Source organism: Polynucleobacter sp. HIN7 (genome assembly GCF_030297595.1).
Classification (GTDB): Bacteria; Pseudomonadota; Gammaproteobacteria; order Burkholderiales; family Burkholderiaceae; genus Polynucleobacter.
In genome coordinates this window covers 368,509-390,636 of sequence record NZ_AP028138.1, presented here as the reverse complement: position 1 = coordinate 390,636, position 22,128 = coordinate 368,509, and the positions used below count along the sequence as shown (strand labels likewise).

Sequence of the window (22,128 nt, the reverse complement as noted above, 5' to 3'; positions counted from 1 at the left end):
ATTTTTTGCCCTTGCCCAATGATAACAAATTTGTTATCATTGTTTGATGAAATACTCTATCATTTATTACAGTCAAGAGGTTCAGGAAGCAATCATGAATTTACCAGTTACGCTTCAAGCTCGATATATCGGCTTAACTGACCGAATGATGGAGCATGGACCCAACTTAGGCTTACCTCATACCGATGCATTTGGAGGTGGCCTATTTGAACTAAGGCTTAAAGGTGCAGAGGGTATTGCGCGCGTTTTCTTTTGCTTAGCTGTAAAACAAAAAATTGTCATGCTCCATAGCTTTATAAAGAAAACTCAAAAGACCCCCGATAAAGAATTAAAGCTTGCCAAGCAACGCATGAAGGAGTTTAAGAAATGACAACCAAATCGACTAAAGCGCTGACCCACAAACAAATGGTCAACAAGATGCTTAAGAATTCTGCTGTTAAAGCTGAACTTAATCGACTTAACCGCGAAGAGCTATCAATTTTGGATGAGATTCTTGCTGCCAGAAAAGAAGCGGGGCTATCACAAGCTCAGGTTGCAAAACGCATGGGCACCCAAGCGCCAGCCATTGCAAGGCTAGAAAGCGCTCTGGCCTCTGGAAAACATTCTCCAAGCCTTAGCACGCTGCGCAAATATGCTGCCGCCTTAGGTAAGCGCATTGAGCTTCATTTGGTTTAGATTTAACCTAATTAGCCAAAAACAAAAGCCCCGACAACCGGGGCTTTCACAGTGTTGTATTAGATAAAAGAATTAATACAACTTTTTAGGCAACATCTGGCTACGAATGCGCTTGTAATGGCGTTTTGCAGCGGCTGCTTTCTTACGCTTACGCTCGGCAGTGGGTTTCTCATAGAACTCACGAGCACGAAGATCGGTCAATAGACCATTCTTCTCAATGGTGCGCTTAAAGCGGCGCAATGCCACTTCAAATGGTTCGTTTTCGCGAAGGCGGACTGTGGTCATGCTGTTTTTACTCGCTTTTACTCTTTGATTGCTTGAAAATGATCAAAATTTACTAAAACACGGATTCTAGCACGACCCTGCCACCAATGATAGTCCTCGGTATTGAAACCTCCTGCGACGAAACCGGCCTAGCCATCTATGACACAGGGGCCTGGGAGGCTGGAAGACCTGCCCATCATGGCATCTTAGGTGCCGCTTTACACTCCCAAATTGAGATGCACCAAGATTATGGTGGGGTGGTTCCTGAATTGGCCTCACGAGACCATATTCGCCGCTTAATTCCTTTATTAAACAAGGCGTTAAAAGATTCTGGCCGCACCTTCCAGGAAGTCGATGCCATTGCCTACACCCAGGGGCCTGGTCTGGCAGGCGCCCTGCTGGTGGGATCAGCCTTTGCCAATGCACTAGCCCTGGCAACCCAAAAACCCCTGGTCGGAGTTCATCATTTAGAGGGTCATCTGCTATCCCCTTTGCTGGCAGATGGATCCTCGCGCCCACCTGAATTCCCCTTTGTTGCCCTATTGGTCTCCGGTGGGCATACGCAACTCATGCTCGTAAATCGAATTGGGGACTATCAACTGCTTGGGGAAACAGTGGATGATGCAGCCGGTGAGGCGTTTGACAAGACTGCCAAATTATTAGGTCTTGACTACCCAGGCGGGGCAGCGCTCTCAAAATTGGCAGAGTCTGGAAAGGCTGCCGGATTTGATTTACCCAGACCGATGTTGCATTCCAAGGATCTGGATTTTTCGTTTTCGGGACTAAAAACCGCAGTGCTGCACCAAGTCAAAAAAGTGCAATCCACCAATTCTGATACCGAGTCTTTTCGTGCCAACCTCGCCTGTGCATTTGTTGAGGCCGTGACCGATGTCTTAAGTCATAAAGCAATGGCAGCACTCGAGCAAATGGAGTGTCGTGATTTAGTGGTTGCCGGAGGTGTGGGTGCCAATACCCAGCTTCGGAAAAAACTCACCGCAATGGCAACTGCATGCGGGTATCAGGTTCACTATCCACCAATCGAGTTATGCACTGATAACGGAGTAATGATTGCATTTGCAGGAGCACTTCGACTACTACAAAGTGGTTCGACCACGAATGGAGCGTTTGATATCAAACCCCGTTGGGATCTGAGTTCTTTAGATCGCTCCAATCATTAAGGAAGGTTGATACGGGCGAACGCACTGTGGTTGTGGATGGACTCAAAGTTTTCAGCTTCGACCATCAAAGACAGGATTCGTTCATCGTGCTTTAACCGGGTAGCAACATCACGTACTAAGTCTTCCACAAATTTAGGAGTCTCATACGCGCGCTCTGTTACCCACTTTTCGTCAGGGCGCTTCAAAATAGCCCATAACTCGCTTGAGGCTTCGGTCTCCGCAATACGTAATAGCTCTTCAACATTCAGATTGGCGGCAGGATCGACTTTGACCAAAATGGTGACATGCGAGCGCTGATTGTGGGCGCCGTATTCCGAAATCTCTTTTGAACATGGGCATAAGCTCATGACCGGTACGATAGCCTGCAGATACAAGTCAATATCGACGCTTTCATCAGGCATTTGTTTGGCCTCGACACGATACGTGACCTCGTAATCCATCCAACTTTCTACCGAGGAAACGGGTGCGCTTTTCTTTTCAAAATGGGTGTATTGCATTTGAATACGGCCCTGCTTCGCCTGCAACAGGGGTAACATTTTTTTTGCCATCCCAACGATCTTTGAGCCACTGTAAGCGCCTTGCTCATCGTGCAAAAGATGGACAAAGCGCGACATATGGGTCCCCTTTTGGTCAGCTGGGAGTGCCACGTCCATTTCAAACTGAGCAACAGTTGGAAATGATCCAGAACCACTTTGAACATGAATGGGATGCTTGATGCCACGAATTCCAACACGCTCAATCGCAAGAGCGCGAAGGTCATGACCACCTTGAATGTCAGGTAAGGCAGTCGTGTTCAGGAAGTGGGTGTTTAAATCATTCATACCAGTATTTTCGCTCAAAACAATCCAACTGGCTCAAGGAGCGCCTGTACAAACGCTTTACTTACCGACGGGGACCTGATCCGATGGGGTCTTAAGATTGAATGGGGCGGTACCCAAATCTGGGAAGCGGGCAAGAATTGTTCCCTCGATTCCTGCAGCATCCAATCCACACTGAGCCATGAGCAAGTTGTAATCTCCGTGCTCAATAAAGACATCGGGTAATCCAAGAGTTAATACCGGCTTGGTGATACCCAAGAGGTTCATGGCCTCCATGCAAGCGCTACCAGCACCACCCTGAACACAACCGTCCTCAACGGTCACAAAGTAATCATGATTACGGGCAAGCGTTTTGATCAACTCAATATCCAGCGGTTTTACAAAACGCATATTCACTACAGTAGCATCCAGTTTTTCGGCGACATCCAAAGCAGGATAGAGCAGCGTTCCGAATGCCAGAATAGCGAGACGTTTACCCTTTGTTTGCGCCTCACGACGAATCTCACCATGCCCGAGTGGTAAGGAGCGCAATTCGGCAGATGGCGGATTGCCAATACCTGCGCCGCGGGGATAGCGAACTGCGCTTGGGTGATTTTGATGATACGCGGTCGTTAATAAATCACGGCACTCCGCTTCATCCGCCGGAGTCATGATCAACATATTAGGAATGCATCGCAAATAGGCAATATCGTATGCCCCAGCGTGAGTCGCACCATCGGCACCCACTAACCCAGCACGGTCAATCGCAAACACAATCGGTAAATCTTGCAAGGCCACATCATGAATTAACTGATCATAGGCACGTTGTAAGAAGGTGGAGTAAATCGCCACGACGGGTTTCATACCCTCGCAGGCCATACCTGCAGCAAAGGTCACAGAATGTTGCTCCGCGATACCCACATCGTAGTAACGATCGGGGAAACGTTTTTCAAACTCGACCAAGCCTGAACCTTCGCGCATTGCAGGGGTGATACCGACCAACTTTGGATCGGCTTGCGCCATATCGCATAACCACTCCCCAAATACCTGGGTGAATGTTTTCTTACCCGCACCACTCGATTTGATTCCTTCTTGGGGATTAAATTTACCGGGGCCATGGTACAAAATGGGATCCGCCTCAGCCAACATATAGCCTTGGCCTTTGCGCGTGATCACATGCAAGAACTGAGGCCCATTCCCCTCCTTTGCCAAACGGCGTACGTTTTGCATCATCGGGATGAGGGTATCTAAATCATGGCCATCAATGGGACCAAAGTAGGTAAAGCCAAACTCCTCAAAGATAGTGGATGGAGACACAAAACCTTTGGCATGATCTTCAAGACGTTTAGCAAACTCGCGTAGCGGCGGTGCCATCGAGGACAGAACCGAATCAATTCCTTTTTTGGTTGCCGAGTAAATATTGCCGCTGAGTAAGCGTGCCAAGTAGCGATTAAGCGCCCCAACCGCTGGTGAAATTGACATATCGTTGTCATTTAGAATGACTACCAGGGGCATGTTCTCATACACGCCTGCATTGTTCATGGCTTCAAACGCCATCCCTGCACTCATCGCGCCGTCGCCGATCACCGCAACTGCCACCCGATCCTCGCCCTTGGTTTGTGCAGCGCGTGCCATCCCCATGGCTGCCGAGATGCTGGTAGAGGAGTGAGCTGTACCAAAGGTGTCGTACTCACTCTCAGAGCGTCTTGGAAATCCAGAAAGTCCGCCAAATTGCCGCAAGGAGTGCATCTGATCACGTCGTCCAGTCAAAATCTTATGCGGATAACTTTGATGACCCACATCCCACACGATCCGATCGTGCGGTGTATCGAATACATAATGCAAGGCAATCGATAGCTCGACCGTTCCTAAATTCGACGAGAGGTGACCACCTGTCTTCGATACAGAATCCACGATGTACTGTCTTAGCTCATCAGCAAGTGCCGGGAGCTCCTCACGTGTTAATTTACGTAAATCGCGAGGGTCATTGATCGAGTGCAACATACTATTTTTTGCGATCCACAACTAAATGAGCAATATGACGCAAGGCATCGGCCTGTGGCCCAAACTCATTCAGACTGTTTAGCGCTCTCCCCTTTAATTCATTAGCCAGTTCGTTTGCATAGTCTAAACCCTTCAGGGTCACATAGGTAGGCTTATCTTGCGCCGCATCTTTGCCCGCCGTTTTTCCAAGTGTTGCACTATCAGCGGTCGCGTCCAGAATATCGTCCACCACCTGAAAAGCCAAGCCAATCGCCTTTGCGTAAGTATCAAGTTGAGCCATCGCTGGATCGGACAATTGGGCGGCAATCCCTCCGAGCTGGACAGCGCAAATGAGTAGAGCACCGGTCTTCATGGCATGCATTTGTTCTAGAGCGGGCAAGTCCATTTTTTTGCCCACGTTCTGCAAATCAATCGCCTGTCCACCGGCCATGCCCTTAGAACCCGAGGCATAAGCCAAGGAAGCAATCATGCGCAGCTGTGCAAAACCGGTCTTTGGGTCAGGACCGACTGGATACGAGAGGATTTCAAAGGCACGGGTTTGTAATGCATCGCCCGCTAGTAAAGCAGTCGCCTCGTCATAGGCTTTATGAACTGTAGGGCGTCCGCGGCGCAAATCATCATCGTCCATGCATGGCAAATCATCGTGCACCAGGGAATAGGTATGAATCATCTCAATCGCACTCGCGGCACGATTCACGAGCGACCCATCCACTTGATCAACTGACCCTAACTCACTCGCAGCAAATACTAATAGGGGACGAATTCGTTTGCCACCACCCAACACGGCATAGCGCATGGCGGCGTGCAAATGCTGGGGGATCGCAGTATCTGAATCGAGATACTGCAGGAGCGCATTTTCTGCTCGCTGCGATTGGGAGGCCAACCAGGCCTCAAATGAAAATGGGTTCATCAACGCGACTTAAATCGAATTAGGTCTCGATCACTTTAACTTGTTGCTCAACCTGAGCTAATACACCCTGACAGTGTTTGAGTAAAGCTGCGCCCCGCTGATAGGCGACCAAGGTTTCTTCAAGGGATAGCTTGCCAGATTCCATAGCAGCCACCAAGGACTCAAGCTCTTTGAGGGCTGCCTCATAGCGCATTTGGGGGTCAATATTTCCCTCGATTGGGGCTGGGTTCATTTTTTTACTTGCCATATCAAGATCTTAATACCGAATTGAATTTCAACTGATTTCGGGGTTTATGGGGATTTCCTTCATTTGACAAATGTCACGAGCAAGATTTTGCCCCATGGGTATAATCCTTCTTCCTTTCCAATATCGACATGTCGATGGTTGGATTGGTTGTTCCGCTTAGCTTCGGCTGACTTTTTCGGGGGTGGGGAGAATGACTAATCTGGCTACCGCGCAATTCCTTGCGCCGTCCAATTTACAACTGCCGGTTTCGGCATATTTTGACGTTGATTTATTTCAACAGGAATTGCAATTGCTGTTTAAGCAAGGGCCCGGCTACGTCGGTCATGAACTCATGGTTCCCGAAACAGGTTCGTATCGAACCCTGCTAGCGGAAAATGAGGGGCGTATTCTGGTTCGTAATCACGAAGGTCCAAACGGTATTGAGCTCTTATCTAATGTCTGTCGCCACCGACAAGCACTGATGCTCAATGGTAGCGGCAAGGTCGACAACATCGTTTGTCCACTGCATCGCTGGACCTACGATCTCGAAGGTCAGTTGCTAGGTGCTCCACATTTTGGGGACAAGCCTTGTTTGAATCTTGGTAAGTCACCTTTACAAAATTGGCAGGGCCTACTATTTGAAGGTCCTAGGGATGTGCAAGCCGACCTCGGAAAACTCTCCGTGGGTCGCGATTTAGATTTCTCGGGTTATATGCTCGACCATGTTGAGGTACACGAGTGCAATTACAACTGGAAGACCTTTATTGAGGTATATCTCGAGGACTATCATGTTGTCCCTTTTCATCCAGGGCTTGGTAAGTTTGTGTCGTGTGATGATTTGCGCTGGGAGTTTGGTGACTGGCACAGTGTGCAGACCGTCGGGATTCACAAGGAACTGAGTAAGCCTGGTACACCAACCTATCGCGCCTGGCACGACGCGGTTTTACGTCATCACCAAGGGCAAATGCCAAAGCATGGCGCCATCTGGCTCACTTACTACCCCAATGTGATGGTGGAGTGGTATCCAGGTGTACTCTGTATTTCAACGCTGCATCCGATTGCCCCAAACAAGACTCGCAATATTGTGGAGTTCTATTACCCTGAGGAAATTACTCTTTTCGAGCGCGAGTTTATTGAGGCGGAACGTGCTGCGTATATGGAAACCTGCATTGAGGATGATGAAATTGCCGAGCGCATGGATGCAGGTCGCGCGGCCTTGCTTGCTCGTGGCCAAAACGAAGTGGGCCCTTATCAAAGCCCCATGGAAGATGGCATGCAACACTTCCACGAATGGTATCGTCGTGAAATGAATTACTAATGGATCTTCACCCAGGAGGCTATATGAATCCCATCATTACTGCAAATCAACTGGAAGAACTGATCAATGAAGGCAGCGATGTCTTAATTTGCGATTGTCGCTACGACCTCACGAATGCCAACGCCGGCTATGCAATGTACAAAAATGCCCACATCACTGGCGCCATCTATGTGAATGTTGAGCATGATTTATCGGGCCCTAAAACTGGAACGAATGGTCGCCACCCACTACCCACCCCCGAGGCTTGGGCAAAAACCCGTCAACGCCTAGGGATTGCTAATCACACCCATGTGGTTGCCTACGACAGCCATGGCGGTACCTTTGCGAGTCGTTTATGGTGGATGCTACGCTCCATTGGTCACGCTTCGGTGCAAGTACTTGATGGCGGACTAGACGCTTGGAATGGCAGCATTGGCAATGCGGGTCGTGAACCAACACCATTGACCTCGATGCCAGAGGTCTATCCCTTCCAGGGAGTTATCACAACCAATGAGATGGAACAAAACGTCAAATCCGACGCTCCTAAAATGGTGATTGATGCGCGCACGCCAGATCGCTTTCGCGGTGAGAATGAGACTTTAGACCCGGTCGGTGGTCATATTCCCGGAGCAACCAATCGCTGCTTTAAGGAGAATTTGGTCTCGGGTAAATTTAAATCGCCCGAGCAACTCTATAAAGAATTTGTTCTCCTCATTGGTCAACAAAAACCTGGAACTATTATTCATTCGTGTGGATCTGGGGTTAGTGCTTGCCATAATCTGTTGGCGATGGAAGCAGCAGGCCTCAGTGGCTCACGCTTACATGTGGGTAGTTGGAGCGAGTGGTGCTCAGATCCAAGCCGTCCGATTGAGCGATAAACCCAGTTTGTATTCTTTAAATTAGTGGTTGTGGTCGGTTAGCAAAACCACAATTCCAACCCCGATTGCGATCAATACGACTTGGCGTAGCGACTCCTGCCAATGGGGTCGCCGATGCATCTGCGGAATTAAATCACTCACTGCAATGTAAATAAAACTGCTCGATGCAATCACCAGCAGATAGGGCATCACTTGAGTAGCGCGCTCTAAAAAGTAATACGCTAATACGCCCCCGACCACTGCCATCAAACCACTAATTCCGTTGTATAGCAATGCGCGTGCCCGAGAGAAGCCCGCATTGAGAAGTACGATGAAGTCTCCAATCTCTTGGGGGATCTCATGCGCAATGATGGCTAAGGCAGTAAAGATACCGATTTGCACATCGACCATAAAGGCGGCAGCAATCAAAACACCATCCACAAAATTATGAATGCTGTCACCCACCAAAATCATCCAACCACTACTACCCGCCTCCTCTTTATCGTGGCCGTGGTGATGGTCATGCCCATCGCCTTCGTGGTGATGGCTATGACGAAGGAGTGCGATTTTCTCCAAGAGAAAAAATCCAAGCAATCCACCCAAGAGGGTGGCAAATAGGTAGTGGGCTTGCGCACCTGGGATCTCAAAGGCCTCGGGCAGAGAATGTAAAAAGGCGGTGGCCAACAAAATACCTACCGAGAGGCTCACCATATTGTTGACGATTTTGGCAAGCAAGGTTAAGGAAAGGCTTGCGGCAGCGAGCACACTCGCAAGCCCTGCGCCTGCGGTGACCAAAACAATCATTTGAAGTGTGCTCAAACCCACAGGCAATCCGCTCGATTCAATGGATTTTAAGAAACGCCGTACTGCTTAAACCAAGCTAGGCATTTTGCCCAGCCGTCTTTTGCGGGACCCTCGCGGTAGGTATTGCGATAGTCCGCATGAAAGGCATGTGGGGCATCTGGATAGATCTCGAACTTGGAGGCTTTCGCCGCAGGATTGGAACTTGCTTTAGCGAGCGCTGCTTTCATTTGCTCCACGGTATCGAGTGGAATACCAGTATCAGCTGAACCATAGAGACCCAATACGGGAGCTTTCAGATCGGCTGCAATCTCAACGGGCTGTCTTGGGTTATTAGAGGTTTTATCGCCCACCAGGCGTCCATACCAAGCCACGCCCGCCTTCACCTCAGGCATCGTTGCTGCTAACCAGGTAATGCGTCCACCCCAGCAAAATCCAGTGACACCGACTTTTTTAAGATCGCCGCCATTTTTACCAGCCCAGGCAATCGCAGCCTTTAGATCGCCCAATACTTGAACATCGGGTGTCTTGGCCACAATATTGCTCTGAATCTCAGCAATGGTTCCAAAGGTATTGGGATCGCCCGCACGAGTGAAGAACTCTGGCGCAATCGCCATATAACCCAACTTTGCAAAGCGCCGAGTGGTATCAGCGATGTACTCATGCACTCCAAAAATCTCACTCACGACAATCACGATCGGCAAGGGGCCACTTGCTTTCTCAGGACGAGAGATATAAGCAGGCATATTAAAACTGCCCACTGGAATATCCTGCTCACCCGCTTTAATGCCAGTAAAGTCGGTTTTAATCGCTTGGGCCAAAACAGGATCCGAAGCGGCTACAAAGCCAATCCCCAAGGCTCCGGCGGTCACCGTTGCTGTTGAGGCTTTCAGTGAGGTCTTCATGAAATCACGTCGACCTGAATCATTGTGCATATGATCATTACTCATCGTCTTGTCTCCTTATTTGATTTCAATCACTAGTGTGCTTCTTCCCAATTATCGCCAACTCCAATACTCACAATCAAAGGCACCTTTAGTTCAGCAATCGATCCCATGAGTCGAGGTAGGGATGATTTTAGATGCTCAAGCTCCTCAGGCGGGGCCTCAAAGACGAGCTCATCATGCACTTGTAAGAGCATGCGGGCCTTCAGTTGCTCTTGTTCTAGCCAATTTTGTACGGCGACCATCGCCAACTTAATGAGATCAGCGGCCGTTCCTTGCATTGGTGCATTAATCGCTGCGCGCTCAGCGCCCTGGCGTTTTGGTCCATTGGCTTTGATGTCCGGTAACCATAAGCGTCGCCCAAATACGGTTTCTACATAACCATTGACACGAGCCTCTTCTCGAGTTCGTTCCATATATTGAGCAACGCCTGGGTAACGCTCAAAATATTTTGCAATGTACTGCTGAGCAGCTGCGCGCTCGATCTTTAAATTGCTGGCTAGTCCATAGGCGCTCATGCCGTAGATGAGACCAAAGTTAATCACTTTGGCATAGCGCCGTTGCTCCGAGCTCACTTGCTCCAGTGGAATCGCAAAGATCTCGGCCGCTGTCGCTTGATGAATATCCTTACCCGCCTTAAACGCAGCTAATAAGTTTTCATCCTCGGCAATGTGCGCCATGATGCGCAGCTCAATTTGCGAGTAATCAGCCGAGACCAAACGATAGCCTGCTTGGGGAACAAAGGCCTCCCGAATGCGTCGGCCTTCCTCGGTGCGCACTGGAATATTTTGCAAATTAGGATCGTTTGACGCCAAACGGCCGGTGACCGCAACAGCTTGGGCGTAATTGGTATGCACGCGCGCTGTTTTGGGATTGATCATACGTGGCAGTTTCTCGATATAGGTCGACATCAACTTGGCCAAACTGCGGTAATCCAAAATCCGTGCCGGCAAGGGAAAGTCCTCGGCTAGTTTTTGTAAGACCTCTTCGTCGGTGGATGGCGCTCCTGATGGAGTCTTTTTAACTACAGGTAATTGCAGTTGCCCAAACAGAATTTCACCGATCTGCTTGGGTGATTGGATATTAAATGGCTGACCCGCCAGTTGATGAATCTCTTTTTCAAGGACGAGGAGTTTTTTTCCAACCTCCTGCCCCTGAATTGCCAACTTCTCACGATCAATCGTGATGCCATTACTTTCCATGATACCCAAGACGCGCATCGCTGGCATTTCGATCTGTTCATACACGTACCGCAAGCGGGGCATGCGTTCCAATTGCGGCCATAAATGGTGATGAAGGCGCAGGGTGATGTCAGCATCTTCAGCGGCATACTCGGTCGCAGTTTTGAGATCCACCTGATCAAAGCCAATCTGATGCACGCCTTTGCCACAGACCTCTTCATATTGAATGGTCTTCACTCCCAAATGGCGCTGGGCTAAGTTATCCATGCTGTGACTGAGGTGCGACTCCAATACATAGGATTCAAGTAAGGTGTCGTGCTCCACTCCTTGCACCTGAATTTGATAATTGCCAAAGACGTGTATGTCGTATTTAAGATTTTGACCAAGCTTCTTCGCTTCAGGATTCTCAAGCCAGGGCTTTAGTCGAGCGAGCACCCAATTCCGTTCCAGTTGCTCTTCGCCAGTACGATGCGCAACCGGGATGTAACAGGCCTTACCCTCTTCAACCGATAAGGAAATCCCAACCAGCTCGGCTTGTAAGGCATCTAGGCTCGTGGTCTCGGTATCAATACAGGTTAATGTGGCATGCTTAATTTTCTGTAGCCATTGTTCAAACACTTCTTGGGTTGTCACGCATGTGTAGTCACGCGCAATCTCACCTTTAGATGGTGCTTGAGACTCCTGCGAAAGAGGCTCTTGGAAGACTGGGGTATCTGAATGATTCGTTGCGCTCTGTGAAGTTGGAGCAGATAGACTCTTAGCGTCTAGTTCTTTCAACCATGATTTAAATGCGTAGCGCTCAAAGAGTGCTCTCAGTTGGCTTGGGTCTTCGGGCTTCGCGTGTAAATCATGTAATGAACCGATGTGCGGATTGAGATCGCAATCGAGTTTTACTGTCAGCAGTTCTCTGGCCTTGGGCAACCAATCAAGACTCGCTCGTAAGTTATCACCCACCACTCCTTTAATTTCACTCGCGTGGGCGATGAGTTGATCCAAATCACCATACTCAGCTAACCATTTATTTGCTGTTTTGGGTCCGGCCTTATGAACTCCTGGAACGTTATCCACGCTATCCCCAATAATCGCTAGATAATCCACAATGCGCTCCGGTGGCACACCAAATTTAGCTACCACCCCCGTGCGATCTAATTTCTCGTTGGTCATGGTGTTCACTAAAGTTACTTTGTCATTCACGAGTTGCGCAAGATCCTTATCACCCGTGGAGATCACGGTTGACCAGCCCATCTCAGCAGCTTGCCGGGCCAGAGTGCCAATCACATCATCGGCCTCGACACCGGAGATCATGAGCACTGGCCATCCGAGCGCCTTAACTACCTCATGAATCGGCTCGATTTGTGCCACCAAATCCTCGGGCATGGGGGAACGATGCGCCTTGTACTCAGGATATAAATCCTCTCGGAAGGTCTTACCCTTGGCATCAAATACACAGGCAATGTGATCGGCGCCGATTTCCGCACGGGCGCGTCGCATCATATTGACCATACCGTAGATTGCCCCGGTCGGCTCCCCAGCACTATTTCGTAGATCCGGCATGGCATGAAAGGCTCGGTAGAGGTAACTAGAGCCGTCGACAAGGAGTAATTGGTGTGCTGACATGCCTCAATCGTACAATTTAGTTGCTGGGGTCTGGAAAACCCCTGATTTTGCTGTATCGGCGTAACGGTGGGGCAAATCCTAGTTTCTTAGGATAATAGGTGGCATTCTCTCTTAATAAAAATGACGATATCCCTCAATTTACCTACTAAGTCTGGACTACTTATGAGGCGCTATGCTTTCATCGTATGTTCTGCCGCACTCTTATCGCATGGTGTATTTGCCCAAACATCTGGCACACAAGCGCTAAGCAAAGAAGATCTGAACCAAATTAATAATCAGCCATTAGCTCCGTCATCCAGAAATCCTGCGGGTCTTGGTGTCAAGGAAGAGCGCAAGCCCAGCTTTGAATACACCGACCCTTCCGGTACTCAAATCCGCGAATACCGGGACAGTAATTTACCTACTGAGATCGAGGTGAAATCCGCCTTTGGTACTTATGAGATGTCACCCCCGCAAACGGTATTTCCAGCAGGCGGGATGTCATCGGATAATTTGATTAGCGTTCCGAGTATTCGGATTCCGATAAAGTAATCCGACTCATGGCGGTTTATACCTCCCTCACTCTTGATGAGATCGCTCCTCGCATTGCGAACGATTTTTCAATTGGCAATGCCATCGAACTTAAAGGTATTCATGGTGGGATTGAGAACTCCAATTTCTTTCTCGATTGCCAAACATCCAAAGTCAGTCACTATGTTCTGACCATCTTTGAACGATTGAGCGCTGCGCAACTGCCCTATTACTTGGAGCTAATGCTTCATCTTGCAAATCAAGGCATCTCAGTTCCCAAGCCGATTGCCAATCGTGCTGGACAGCTATGGTTTGAGATCAAAGGAAAACCGGCAGCGATTGTCACCAAACTCTCGGGTCAATCAGAACTTACCCCCCAGAGCGAGCATTGCGATGCCGTGGGTAGAGAGTTAGCGAAAATGCATCTGGCTGGGCAATCGTTTGCGCTATCCCAACCCAATTTACGAAGTCTCTCCTGGTGGCAAGAGACCGTTCCTGTCATCGTGCCACACCTTAATACGTCTCAAAAAGAATTGCTCTTATCCGAGATGCAATTTCAGGAGGCATTTTTTCAGTCGGCGGTATATCAGTCTCTTCCTCAGGGCCCTTGCCATTGCGATCTCTTTCGGGACAATGTGCTTTTTACCCACCACCACGGTCAAGAATCCTTGGGTGGCTTTTTTGACTTTTACTTTGCAGGTAATGACAAATGGTTGTTTGATTTAGCCGTCACTGCCAATGATTGGTGTTTGGAGGATCCCTTTACCAATGGCTCAGGCGCTCTTAATCGCGAGCGTTTACATGCCTTATTAGCATCCTATATGGGAGTGCGTCCACTCACCGATGGCGAGGAGGCATCGTGGAGCGCGATGTTGCGCGCGGCCGCTCTGCGGTTTTGGATCTCGCGGCTTTGGGATTTTTACCTACCTCGTAATGCGCAGATGCTCACACCCCATGATCCAACGCATTTTGAGCAAATCCTACGTAACCGCCGTCACACAAGTTAAGGTAAGCTAAGCGCCTATGAATCTCAATCCCGTTGCAACCAATGAAGGCTATGTATGGGTCCGCCAGGGGGTTTGGCTCTTCAAGCAAAACCCGCTAGGCTTCTTGATGCTTGTCTTTATGTATGTTTTTCTGGCTCAGCTAGCCATCATGATTCCATTGGCTGGAGTATTTGCAGTCCTCATTTTGACCCCTGCTCTATCGGTTGGCTTCATGACCGCGTGTCGTCAAACGATTCAAAAGGATCGGATTTTGCCAACCGTCTATCTGGCAGCGTTCCGCTCGAATAACCCTGAGGTTAAAAAACGCATCTTGCAACTAGGACTGGTGTATGCCCTCATGATCTTCACCATGAGCTTAATTGCGAGTATGGTGATTGATTTTCAGGCGCTCCTGCCATTTATTACCAATGACAAACCGATCACCTCTGAGGTCATGCAGCAGTTGTATTACTCACTGATCATCGGTGGTATTTTGTATATTCCAGTAGCCATGCTGATGTGGTTTGCGCCCGTCTTGGTGGCATGGGCAGATATGCCACCGAGCAAAGCTTTATTTGTTAGCTGGATGGCGTGCTGGACCAATAAAGGCGCGTTCTTTTACTACATCACCATCTGGAGCGTAGTGCTGATTTTGATTCCGCTCACTCTGGGAATGATCATGGATATCATCGGTTTGAGCCGTTACGCGTCCTTTGTGGTGGCGCCCTTCTCCATGGCTGCATTAACGGTGATGTATTGCTCGTTTTTTGCGACCTGGAAGGGTTGCTTTACGGGTAATGATTACGAGCAGTTACCGAATTAATCCTTATTGGAACCTACAAAAACAATTCGACTTACGAGCGGTCCTGGAAATTTGCCACAGGATGAATATGCATTTCCTTCATATGAGTTAGAAAAGTGGCAATTAACAGAAATTAACCTTGCCATTCAAGAGGCAGACAAAAAAGACTATATTTCCCGAAAAGATTTTATTAAGCTCGTAAAAAAGTATGGGGGTTAGATATAAGGAATTCTTCTTTATATTGCCACCAGCTTGGCGATCGATAGCTGCAACCACTTCGCACCATGGCGTTTGAAGTTCACTTGCGCCTTGGCATCGACTCCTTCACCTTCTAGTGCGGTCACCCGCCCTTCACCAAACTTAGTATGAAACACTTCTTGCCCCACCCGAAAAGAATGTCCGCGCTTCTTGTTTTGCTCTAACTGCAATGAACTCGTAACAATCGCGTTACTCGCCTGATCATTGCGCACGGGCACATCACTCTCGTTGCCGCCCCACCACAACTCATCCACGCTATTTGTATTCGTAGATCGTCCTTTTTGCCACGATGTTGCTCCCCAGCGGGCATCTTTTGCTTTAGGTGTTAAGTGTTTGAGGCTCTCGGCAGGCAGTTCATCCAAAAAGCGTGAGGGCATGTTGTAGCGTACTTGGCCATGGAGCATGCGTGACTGCGTATGCGAAAGATACAAGCGCTCTTTGGCACGCGTAATTGCCACATACATGAGACGTCGCTCTTCCTCAAGTCCACGGGGCTCTGAAATACTGTTCTCGTGAGGAAATAATCCTTCTTCCAGACCAGTCATAAACACAGCGGAGAACTCCAAACCTTTAGCCGAATGCACAGTCATCAACTGAATCGCATCCTGACCTGCTTCAGCTTGATTGTCGCCAGCCTCAAGCGATGCATGGGCCAAAAATCCTGCCAGCGGTGAAATATCCTCGACCCCAGCCTGCTCTGGGCTGGGTGGCGTAGCGGCTTGAACATCTTGGCCATAGCCCTCTTCGGCCACAAACGCGGTCGCAGCATTAATCAGCTCTTGTAAGTTCTCGACGCGATCTTGCCCCTCGCGCTCGGTCAAATAATGCTGAATTAAACCACTGTGCTGAATCACATACTCCACCGTCTCTGGCAAGGTATTGTGTTTAGTTGCGTCACGCAGATGCTCAATCAGGCGCACAAATCCCGAGATACTATTACCGGCTTTGCCCTCGATGAACGAGGCCGCTGCATAGAATGAGCACTGGTGTTGTTTAGCAGCATCTTGTAAGGCTTCGATCGAACGCGCTCCAATACCACGAGCCGGGAAGTTCACAACCCGTGCAAAGGAGGTGTCATCATTGGGGTTTTCAAGTAAGCGCATATAAGCCAATGCATGCTTAATCTCAGCGCGCTCAAAAAAGCGTAGGCCTCCATACACGCGGTAAGGGATATTGGCTGAGAACAACCCGTGCTCAATAATGCGCGACTGAGCATTACTACGATAGAGCACCGCAACCTCGCTACGGCTCATGCCACCGCGAATCAAGGCTTTAATCTCATCAATCAGCCAAGCGCACTCCATGCCATCGCTGGCGGCCTCATAAACACGAACCGGCTCACCTACACCGGCTTCAGTACGCAGGTTCTTACCCAAGCGATCTTGATTGTGTGCAATCAAATGGTTAGCAGCATCGAGGATATGCCCGTGTGAGCGATAGTTTTGCTCCAACTTCACGGTTACAGGCTTAAATTGCTTCTCATAGAGTCGCATGTTCTCGACATCTGCACCCCGGAATGCATAGATACTCTGATCATCGTCACCAACCGCGAATACCGAGCTACTAGTCATCTGACCATTGCCGGCTAAGAGCTTGAGCCAAGCATATTGCAAGGCATTGGTATCTTGAAACTCATCAATCAAGATATGTTTAAAGCGCTCCTGATAATGCGTGCGGATTAGCTCGTGATGTTTGAGCAACTCATAACTACGCAACAAAAGCTCCGAAAAATCGCACACCCCTTCGCGCTGACACTGGGCATCGTATGCCTCATACAACTGAATCATGCGGGCCTCAAAATCATCCCCGGGATCGAGATCCTTAGCGCGTTTACCACGCTCCTTGGCATTGGCAATAAAGTACTGTAATTGCCGCGGTGGAAACTTCTCATCATCGACGTTGAGGCTCTTTAAAAGCCGTTTAATCGCGGAGAGTTGATCTTGTGTATCCAGAATCTGAAAGGTCGATGGCAGGCCCGCATCGCGATGATGCGCGCGTAGTAATCGATTACACAAACCATGAAAAGTTCCCACCCACATGCCTCGGGTATTAATTGGCAGCATTGCTCCAAGACGAGTCAACATCTCCTTGGCTGCTTTATTGGTAAAGGTCACCGCCAAGACCCCGATCGGAGAAATCTGCCCCGTTTGAATCAGCCAGGCAATGCGCGTAGTCAAAACGCGGGTCTTGCCGCTACCTGCACCCGCCAAAATCAGTGCTGATTGAGGGCGCCCATCGGGGTGAGTTGGAGGTAGGGTCACCGCCTCCCGTTGTTCAGGATTGAGGTTCTCAAGTAAATCAGCGTACATCGTCCCAATTATAATTTGATGCTTATGTCTGACACTGCCTATTCCCCTGAAAAACCCTCGCTCAATCACAATCCTGACTTAGCCAAATTAGCCAAGTCATACGAGCCAGCCCCAATCGAAGCATTCTGGGGACCTGAGTGGGAAACGCGTGGCATTGCCACCGCTAAGGTTGATGATGGCAAAGACAATTTTTGTATTCAGCTACCACCACCGAACGTCACAGGCACCTTGCATATGGGTCATGCGTTTAATCAAACCATCATGGATGGCTTGGTGCGCCATGCACGGATGTCCGGCAAGAATACCCTTTGGGTTCCCGGCACCGATCACGCCGGAATTGCCACCCAAATTGTGGTGGAACGCAAACTCGATGCCCAAAAAATCTCCCGCCATGATCTTGGGCGCGAGGTCTTCCTAAAGAAGGTATGGGAGTGGAAAGAAGAATCCGGTTCCACGATTACGCGGCAGATTCGGCGGCTTGGTGCATCCATTGATTGGTCACGTGAGTATTTCACGATGGATCCCAAGATGTCCGAGGCCGTGGTGGAGGTCTTTGTCACTCTCTTTGAGCAAGGACTAATCTATCGCGGCAAGCGCCTGGTCAACTGGGATCCCGTGTTAGGTACTGCCGTTTCGGATTTAGAGGTAGTCAGCACAGAGGAACAAGGCAGCCTCTGGCATATACGCTATCCCCTCTCCGATGGAAGTGGCCACTTGGTGGTCGCAACCACGCGCCCTGAGACCCTCTTGGGTGATGTGGCGGTCATGGTGCATCCAGAGGATGAGCGCTATCGTCACCTGATTGGTAAAACTGTTGAGCTTCCCCTTTGCCAACGCAGCATCCCGATTATTGCGGATACCTATGTGGATATGAGTTTTGGGACTGGGGTAGTAAAGGTCACGCCCGCCCATGACTTTAATGACTACGCGGTAGGTCAGCGTCATCAGTTACCACTCGTTAATGTCTTAACGCTCGATGCCAAAATTAACGAGCATGCTCCGAAGGTCTATCAAGGGCTCGATCGCTTTACCGCTCGTAAGCAAATTGTGGCCGATCTCGAAGCAGCTGATCTATTGGAAAAAGTTCAGCCCCACACCCTCATGGTGCCGCGGGGTGATCGAACCCAAACCGTGATTGAGCCGATGCTCACCGATCAGTGGTTTGTGGCGATGTCGAAAGCAAGTCCCGATAATCGCTACCAACCGGGTCAATCGATTGCTGGAGCCGCCTTGCATGCGGTCACCTCGGGTGACATCCAACTCGTACCTGAGAACTGGATCTCAACCTATACCCAGTGGCTCGAGAACATTCAGGACTGGTGCATCTCGCGGCAATTATGGTGGGGCCATCAGATCCCCGCATGGTATGGAAATAACGGCGAGATCTTTGTGGCGCGCAATGCGGATGAAGCGCAGGCTAAAGCCAAGGCAGCGGGCTACGCAGGAGATCTCAAGCGTGATGAGGATGTCTTAGATACTTGGTTTAGTTCTGCATTGGTGCCATTTAGTTCACTGGGGTGGCCAAAGCAAACCAAAGAGCTCGATCACTTTTTACCCTCCTCGGTCTTGGTCACAGGCTTTGACATCATTTTCTTTTGGGTCGCGCGCATGGTGATGATGACCTGCCACTTTACTGGGAAGGTACCATTTAAAACTGTTTATGTGCATGGCTTAGTGCGCGATGCCGAAGGCCAGAAAATGAGTAAGTCCAAGGGCAATACTCTGGACCCCATCGATTTGATTGATGGTATTGCACTCGACGACTTGGTTCAAAAACGCACTGTAGGCCTCATGAACCCCAAACAAGCGGAGAGCATTACAAAGAAAACAAAGAAAGAGTTTTCAGAAGGTATTCCAGCGTTTGGTACCGATGCATTGCGCTTTACCTTTGCTTCACTGGCCTCTTTAGGGCGCAATATTAACTTTGATCAAAAACGTTGCGAAGGTTACCGTAACTTTTGTAATAAGTTGTGGAATGCCACACGCTTTGTCCTAATGAGCTGCCCCGGGGATGAGAAAAACAATGGCTTTGCACCGTGCGATAACCAATGCGGCCCTGAAGGCTATTTGGATTTCTCGCAAGCGGATCGCTGGATCGTCTCGCAACTGCAACGTACCGAAGCGGATGTCGCCAAAGGCTTTGCCGATTACCGGTTTGACAACATTGCTCTCGCCATTTATCAATTTGTATGGGATGAATATTGCGATTGGTATTTAGAGCTTGCCAAAGTTCAGTTACAACAGGGCAGCCCTGCTCAACAACGGGCAACGCGAAGAACGCTCTTACGCGTTCTCGAGACCATTTTGCGCCTGGCTCACCCCATCATTCCATTCATCACCGAGGAGTTATGGCAAACCATTGGTCCCAAGAGTGGTAAGGTGCTTACCAATCAACCTAGACAATCGATTGCACTGCAACCCTACCCTATATCGCAAACCGATAAGATTGATCCGGCCAGTGAGGCATGGATGGGTGAGGTTAAAAGCATTATTGATGCGTGCCGTAATCTGCGTGGAGAAATGCAAATCTCGCCAGCTCAGAAGGTGCCCTTATGGATCTATGGCGACACAGACTTTTTAACGAAGGCTGCTCCCTATCTCAGTGCATTAGCCAAGCTATCCGAAGTGAAAATTGTGACCGATGAATCCACTTTGGAAAAGGATGCGCCGGGCGCGCCGATTGCTCTGGTAGGTCGTAATAAGTTATTGCTGAAGATTGAGGTTGACCCCAAAGCAGAACAGGCGCGCCTCACCAAAGAAATTACACGTCTTGCTAATGAAATCGCCAAATGCCAAAGCAAACTGAATAATGAATCCTTTGTATCCCGTGCTCCCGCCGCAGTCCTCGAGCAGGAGAAAAAGCGGCTAGCGGATTTTGAAGTAAGTCATGCGAAGCTAAGTGAACAGCTTAATAAACTAAGCATGTAAGCTTAGTCAATCAGGCGAAAGCTAAATTTGGGATTGGTTTAGGCAACTTCGCCGGGTCTTACTTAAACCGTTGCGCAACATCCCATAGATCAACGGCAGATTGCATTTGCAACCAACTTTCCGGAGATCCGCCAATTGCCTTCGAGATGCGCATGGCCATTTCTGCACTTACGGCACGCTTTTCAAGCAAAATTTCAGACACCGTCAATCGGCTGACTCCTAAATATTCCGCTAGGGACGCCTGACTGATTCCGAGTGAAGGCAAAATATCCTCGCGTAGAATTGCGCCGGGATGCGTTGGTCTGCGTGAAGGATTGCGGTTAATTCTTTTATTCATTTTTCACTTGATTAAACAAATGGATCAACGACAGTTCGCAAAGTTCCAAGAACTGGATTTTAATAAAGACGAGGCATAATTACGACTATGTCGACTAAACCTATCACTAAAGCGGTCTTTCCTGTTGCAGGATTAGGTACTCGCTTTTTACCAGCTACCAAAGCATCCCCTAAGGAAATGCTCAATGTGGTGGATAAACCATTAATTCAGTATGCGGTCGAGGAAGCTATTGCTGCTGGCATTACGGAAATGATTTTTGTGACTGGTCGCAGCAAACGCGCCATCGAAGATCACTTTGATAAGGCCTATGAACTTGAGGCAGAACTTGAAGCGAAAAATAAGCAAAGCCTTCTAGAGATCGTGCGCAATATCAAACCCAGCCATGTGGATTGCGTCTATGTTCGCCAAGCCGAGCCATTGGGTCTCGGACATGCGGTTTTATGCGCCGAGAAATTAGTACGTGATGAACCTTTCGCAATTATCTTGGCCGATGATTTATTGGATGGTAATACCCCAGTCCTCAAACAAATGGTTGATCTGCATTCCAAACACAATGCTTCAGTCTTGGCTGTCGAGAAAATTCTGCCAGAACAAACCAAATCTTACGGGGTCGTGGCAGCCAAAGTCCAAGGTACAGGAATCCATGCCGTCACCGGAATTGTTGAAAAGCCTGCCGCGAAGGATGCCCCATCTAATCTTGGAGTGGTTGGCCGTTATATCCTTTCGTCTTCGATCTTTGGTCATATTCGCAACCTCAAACCTGGTTCTGGCGGGGAATACCAACTCACTGATGCTATACAAACTCTCCTAAAGGATGAGGCCGTTCTGGCCTATGAGTACGAAGGGGTGCGCTATGACTGCGGTAGTAAATTAGGTTACCTTAAAGCAACCATTGAATTTGCACTAAAGCACCCTGAGCTTAAAGACGACTTTGAGACCTATCTTAAAAATCGTTAGGCATTGGCAGGAGATTGCTTCTACCCCTGATAGGTTCAACATTCCAGCTAATTCATAAAATCATCAGAAACAACGGGTCCATTTAAGAAAAAGTTATCCCAAGTATGTTCGATTGGAGTAATGATTCGCTCATTTCCATGTATGCGAATCACAACCCTCTTAAGCGCCTCTGGATAACATGCATCACCAATCAGTGGAATGACTTGGTTTCCATTCTCATCAATGATGGTGGTAATTACGATGGGCATTTTGTTTTTTTATGAGTAACTTGTTGATCGAACTAGGTAACT

21 protein-coding genes are annotated in these 22,128 nt (G+C 48.9%); 10 read left to right on the top strand and 11 right to left on the bottom strand.

Annotation, left to right across the window (positions count from 1 at the left end; all coding sequences use genetic code 11):
* Window positions 1-46: 46 nt before the first annotated feature.
* Entirely contained in the window at window positions 47-370 is a 324-nt protein-coding gene (locus QUE64_RS02015) for a type II toxin-antitoxin system RelE/ParE family toxin (protein WP_286225705.1), read from the top strand.
* The gene (locus tag QUE64_RS02010; protein ID WP_286225704.1) at window positions 367-675 is read left to right on the top strand and encodes a helix-turn-helix domain-containing protein; all 309 of its coding nucleotides are present in this window, start codon (window positions 367-369) and stop codon (window positions 673-675) included. The genes QUE64_RS02015 and QUE64_RS02010 overlap by 4 nt, the downstream gene beginning before the upstream one ends.
* Window positions 676-747: 72 nt before the next feature.
* On the opposite strand, the gene rpsU is transcribed toward QUE64_RS02010, so the two are convergent.
* Window positions 748-960, bottom strand: a complete 213-nt coding sequence (gene rpsU / locus QUE64_RS02005) for a 30S ribosomal protein S21 (RefSeq protein ID WP_011903537.1) — start codon at window positions 958-960, stop codon at window positions 748-750.
* Window positions 961-1,046: 86 nt separating this feature from the next.
* Between rpsU and tsaD the strand changes: the two genes are divergently transcribed.
* Window positions 1,047-2,117, top strand: coding sequence for a tRNA (adenosine(37)-N6)-threonylcarbamoyltransferase complex transferase subunit TsaD (gene tsaD / locus QUE64_RS02000; RefSeq protein ID WP_286225703.1), 1,071 nt, complete (start codon window positions 1,047-1,049; stop codon window positions 2,115-2,117).
* Here tsaD and folE2 read toward each other — a convergent pair.
* From folE2 to xseB, 4 genes are read right to left on the bottom strand one after another with little or no spacing between them, the layout of a single operon-like run.
* On the bottom strand, window positions 2,114-2,938 hold the full coding sequence (gene folE2 / locus QUE64_RS01995) for a GTP cyclohydrolase FolE2 (RefSeq protein ID WP_286225702.1): 825 nt from the start codon (window positions 2,936-2,938) through the stop codon (window positions 2,114-2,116). The genes tsaD and folE2 overlap by 4 nt on opposite strands.
* A 57-nt stretch (window positions 2,939-2,995) precedes the next feature.
* The gene (gene dxs, locus QUE64_RS01990; protein WP_286225701.1) at window positions 2,996-4,918 is read right to left on the bottom strand and encodes a 1-deoxy-D-xylulose-5-phosphate synthase; all 1,923 of its coding nucleotides are present in this window, start codon (window positions 4,916-4,918) and stop codon (window positions 2,996-2,998) included.
* Between the two features lies 1 nt (window position 4,919).
* On the bottom strand, window positions 4,920-5,828 hold the full coding sequence (locus QUE64_RS01985) for a polyprenyl synthetase family protein (RefSeq protein WP_286225700.1): 909 nt from the start codon (window positions 5,826-5,828) through the stop codon (window positions 4,920-4,922).
* Window positions 5,829-5,847: 19 nt separating this feature from the next.
* Complete coding sequence (xseB, locus tag QUE64_RS01980) at window positions 5,848-6,075, bottom strand: exodeoxyribonuclease VII small subunit (protein WP_286224042.1); 228 nt, start codon at window positions 6,073-6,075, stop codon at window positions 5,848-5,850.
* A 190-nt stretch (window positions 6,076-6,265) separates the two neighbouring features.
* Between xseB and QUE64_RS01975 the strand changes: the two genes are divergently transcribed.
* Window positions 6,266-7,372: an aromatic ring-hydroxylating oxygenase subunit alpha gene (locus QUE64_RS01975; RefSeq protein WP_286224041.1), complete on the top strand. Its 1,107-nt coding sequence runs from the start codon at window positions 6,266-6,268 to the stop codon at window positions 7,370-7,372.
* Window positions 7,372-8,229, top strand: coding sequence for a sulfurtransferase (locus tag QUE64_RS01970; protein WP_286225699.1), 858 nt, complete (start codon window positions 7,372-7,374; stop codon window positions 8,227-8,229). Before QUE64_RS01975 ends, QUE64_RS01970 begins: the two co-directional genes overlap by 1 nt.
* Window positions 8,230-8,250: 21 nt before the next feature.
* Here QUE64_RS01970 and QUE64_RS01965 read toward each other — a convergent pair whose 3' ends face one another.
* From QUE64_RS01965 to polA, 3 genes are read right to left on the bottom strand one after another with little or no spacing between them, the layout of a single operon-like run.
* On the bottom strand, window positions 8,251-9,012 hold the full coding sequence (locus QUE64_RS01965) for a ZIP family metal transporter (protein WP_286226143.1): 762 nt from the start codon (window positions 9,010-9,012) through the stop codon (window positions 8,251-8,253).
* Between the two features lie 47 nt (window positions 9,013-9,059).
* On the bottom strand, window positions 9,060-9,959 hold the full coding sequence (locus QUE64_RS01960) for a dienelactone hydrolase family protein (protein WP_458574690.1): 900 nt from the start codon (window positions 9,957-9,959) through the stop codon (window positions 9,060-9,062).
* A gap of 29 nt (window positions 9,960-9,988) precedes the next feature.
* Window positions 9,989-12,751 carry a DNA polymerase I gene (gene polA / locus QUE64_RS01955; RefSeq protein WP_286225698.1) on the bottom strand — a complete coding sequence of 921 codons (2,763 nt, stop codon included), beginning with the start codon at window positions 12,749-12,751 and terminating at the stop codon, window positions 9,989-9,991.
* Between the two features lie 162 nt (window positions 12,752-12,913).
* Between polA and QUE64_RS01950 the strand changes: the two genes are divergently transcribed.
* From QUE64_RS01950 to QUE64_RS01940, 3 genes are read left to right on the top strand one after another with little or no spacing between them, the layout of a single operon-like run.
* A complete protein-coding gene (locus QUE64_RS01950) occupies window positions 12,914-13,282 on the top strand; it encodes a hypothetical protein (protein ID WP_286225697.1) in 369 nt (122 codons plus the stop codon).
* 8 nt (window positions 13,283-13,290) lie between these two features.
* On the top strand, window positions 13,291-14,268 hold the full coding sequence (locus tag QUE64_RS01945) for a homoserine kinase (protein ID WP_286225696.1): 978 nt from the start codon (window positions 13,291-13,293) through the stop codon (window positions 14,266-14,268).
* Between the two features lie 16 nt (window positions 14,269-14,284).
* A complete protein-coding gene (locus QUE64_RS01940; protein ID WP_286225694.1) occupies window positions 14,285-15,070 on the top strand; it encodes a BPSS1780 family membrane protein in 786 nt (261 codons plus the stop codon).
* A gap of 215 nt (window positions 15,071-15,285) precedes the next feature.
* Here the strand turns inward: QUE64_RS01940 and QUE64_RS01935 are convergent, their stop codons facing one another.
* Window positions 15,286-17,616, bottom strand: coding sequence for a UvrD-helicase domain-containing protein (locus tag QUE64_RS01935; RefSeq protein ID WP_286225693.1), 2,331 nt, complete (start codon window positions 17,614-17,616; stop codon window positions 15,286-15,288).
* Between the two features lie 24 nt (window positions 17,617-17,640).
* Between QUE64_RS01935 and QUE64_RS01930 the strand changes: the two genes are divergently transcribed.
* Window positions 17,641-20,544, top strand: a complete 2,904-nt coding sequence (locus tag QUE64_RS01930) for a valine--tRNA ligase (protein WP_286225691.1) — start codon at window positions 17,641-17,643, stop codon at window positions 20,542-20,544.
* A gap of 58 nt (window positions 20,545-20,602) precedes the next feature.
* On the opposite strand, the gene QUE64_RS01925 is transcribed toward QUE64_RS01930, so the two are convergent.
* Window positions 20,603-20,881, bottom strand: a complete 279-nt coding sequence (locus tag QUE64_RS01925) for a HigA family addiction module antitoxin (protein ID WP_286225690.1) — start codon at window positions 20,879-20,881, stop codon at window positions 20,603-20,605.
* Between the two features lie 87 nt (window positions 20,882-20,968).
* Between QUE64_RS01925 and galU the strand changes: the two genes are divergently transcribed.
* Window positions 20,969-21,838, top strand: a complete 870-nt coding sequence (gene galU, locus QUE64_RS01920) for a UTP--glucose-1-phosphate uridylyltransferase GalU (protein WP_286225689.1) — start codon at window positions 20,969-20,971, stop codon at window positions 21,836-21,838.
* Between the two features lie 47 nt (window positions 21,839-21,885).
* Here galU and QUE64_RS01915 read toward each other — a convergent pair whose 3' ends face one another.
* Window positions 21,886-22,086 carry an AbrB/MazE/SpoVT family DNA-binding domain-containing protein gene (locus QUE64_RS01915; RefSeq protein WP_286225687.1) on the bottom strand — a complete coding sequence of 67 codons (201 nt, stop codon included), beginning with the start codon at window positions 22,084-22,086 and terminating at the stop codon, window positions 21,886-21,888.
* Window positions 22,087-22,128: the final 42 nt, after the last annotated feature.

Bases quoted from the DNA above. Each gene is read 5' to 3' on its own strand.
- galU (WP_286225689.1), top strand. From the start codon at position 20,969: ATGTCGACTAAACCTATCACTAAAGCGGTCTTTCCTGTTGCAGGATTA.
- QUE64_RS02010 (WP_286225704.1), top strand. From the start codon at position 367: ATGACAACCAAATCGACTAAAGCGCTGACCCACAAACAAATGGTCAAC.
- polA (WP_286225698.1), bottom strand. From the start codon at position 12,751: ATGTCAGCACACCAATTACTCCTTGTCGACGGCTCTAGTTACCTCTAC.
- dxs (WP_286225701.1), bottom strand. From the start codon at position 4,918: ATGTTGCACTCGATCAATGACCCTCGCGATTTACGTAAATTAACACGT.
- QUE64_RS02015 (WP_286225705.1), top strand. From the start codon at position 47: ATGAAATACTCTATCATTTATTACAGTCAAGAGGTTCAGGAAGCAATC.
- QUE64_RS01970 (WP_286225699.1), top strand. From the start codon at position 7,372: ATGGATCTTCACCCAGGAGGCTATATGAATCCCATCATTACTGCAAAT.
- QUE64_RS01935 (WP_286225693.1), bottom strand. From the start codon at position 17,616: ATGTACGCTGATTTACTTGAGAACCTCAATCCTGAACAACGGGAGGCG.
- tsaD (WP_286225703.1), top strand. From the start codon at position 1,047: ATGATAGTCCTCGGTATTGAAACCTCCTGCGACGAAACCGGCCTAGCC.
- QUE64_RS01960 (WP_458574690.1), bottom strand. From the start codon at position 9,959: ATGAGTAATGATCATATGCACAATGATTCAGGTCGACGTGATTTCATG.
- QUE64_RS01945 (WP_286225696.1), top strand. From the start codon at position 13,291: ATGGCGGTTTATACCTCCCTCACTCTTGATGAGATCGCTCCTCGCATT.
- folE2 (WP_286225702.1), bottom strand. From the start codon at position 2,938: ATGAATGATTTAAACACCCACTTCCTGAACACGACTGCCTTACCTGAC.
- QUE64_RS01925 (WP_286225690.1), bottom strand. From the start codon at position 20,881: ATGAATAAAAGAATTAACCGCAATCCTTCACGCAGACCAACGCATCCC.
- xseB (WP_286224042.1), bottom strand. From the start codon at position 6,075: ATGGCAAGTAAAAAAATGAACCCAGCCCCAATCGAGGGAAATATTGAC.
- QUE64_RS01975 (WP_286224041.1), top strand. From the start codon at position 6,266: ATGACTAATCTGGCTACCGCGCAATTCCTTGCGCCGTCCAATTTACAA.
- rpsU (WP_011903537.1), bottom strand. From the start codon at position 960: ATGACCACAGTCCGCCTTCGCGAAAACGAACCATTTGAAGTGGCATTG.
- QUE64_RS01965 (WP_286226143.1), bottom strand. From the start codon at position 9,012: ATGATTGTTTTGGTCACCGCAGGCGCAGGGCTTGCGAGTGTGCTCGCT.
- QUE64_RS01915 (WP_286225687.1), bottom strand. From the start codon at position 22,086: ATGCCCATCGTAATTACCACCATCATTGATGAGAATGGAAACCAAGTC.
- QUE64_RS01930 (WP_286225691.1), top strand. From the start codon at position 17,641: ATGTCTGACACTGCCTATTCCCCTGAAAAACCCTCGCTCAATCACAAT.
- QUE64_RS01950 (WP_286225697.1), top strand. From the start codon at position 12,914: ATGAGGCGCTATGCTTTCATCGTATGTTCTGCCGCACTCTTATCGCAT.
- QUE64_RS01940 (WP_286225694.1), top strand. From the start codon at position 14,285: ATGAATCTCAATCCCGTTGCAACCAATGAAGGCTATGTATGGGTCCGC.
- QUE64_RS01985 (WP_286225700.1), bottom strand. From the start codon at position 5,828: ATGAACCCATTTTCATTTGAGGCCTGGTTGGCCTCCCAATCGCAGCGA.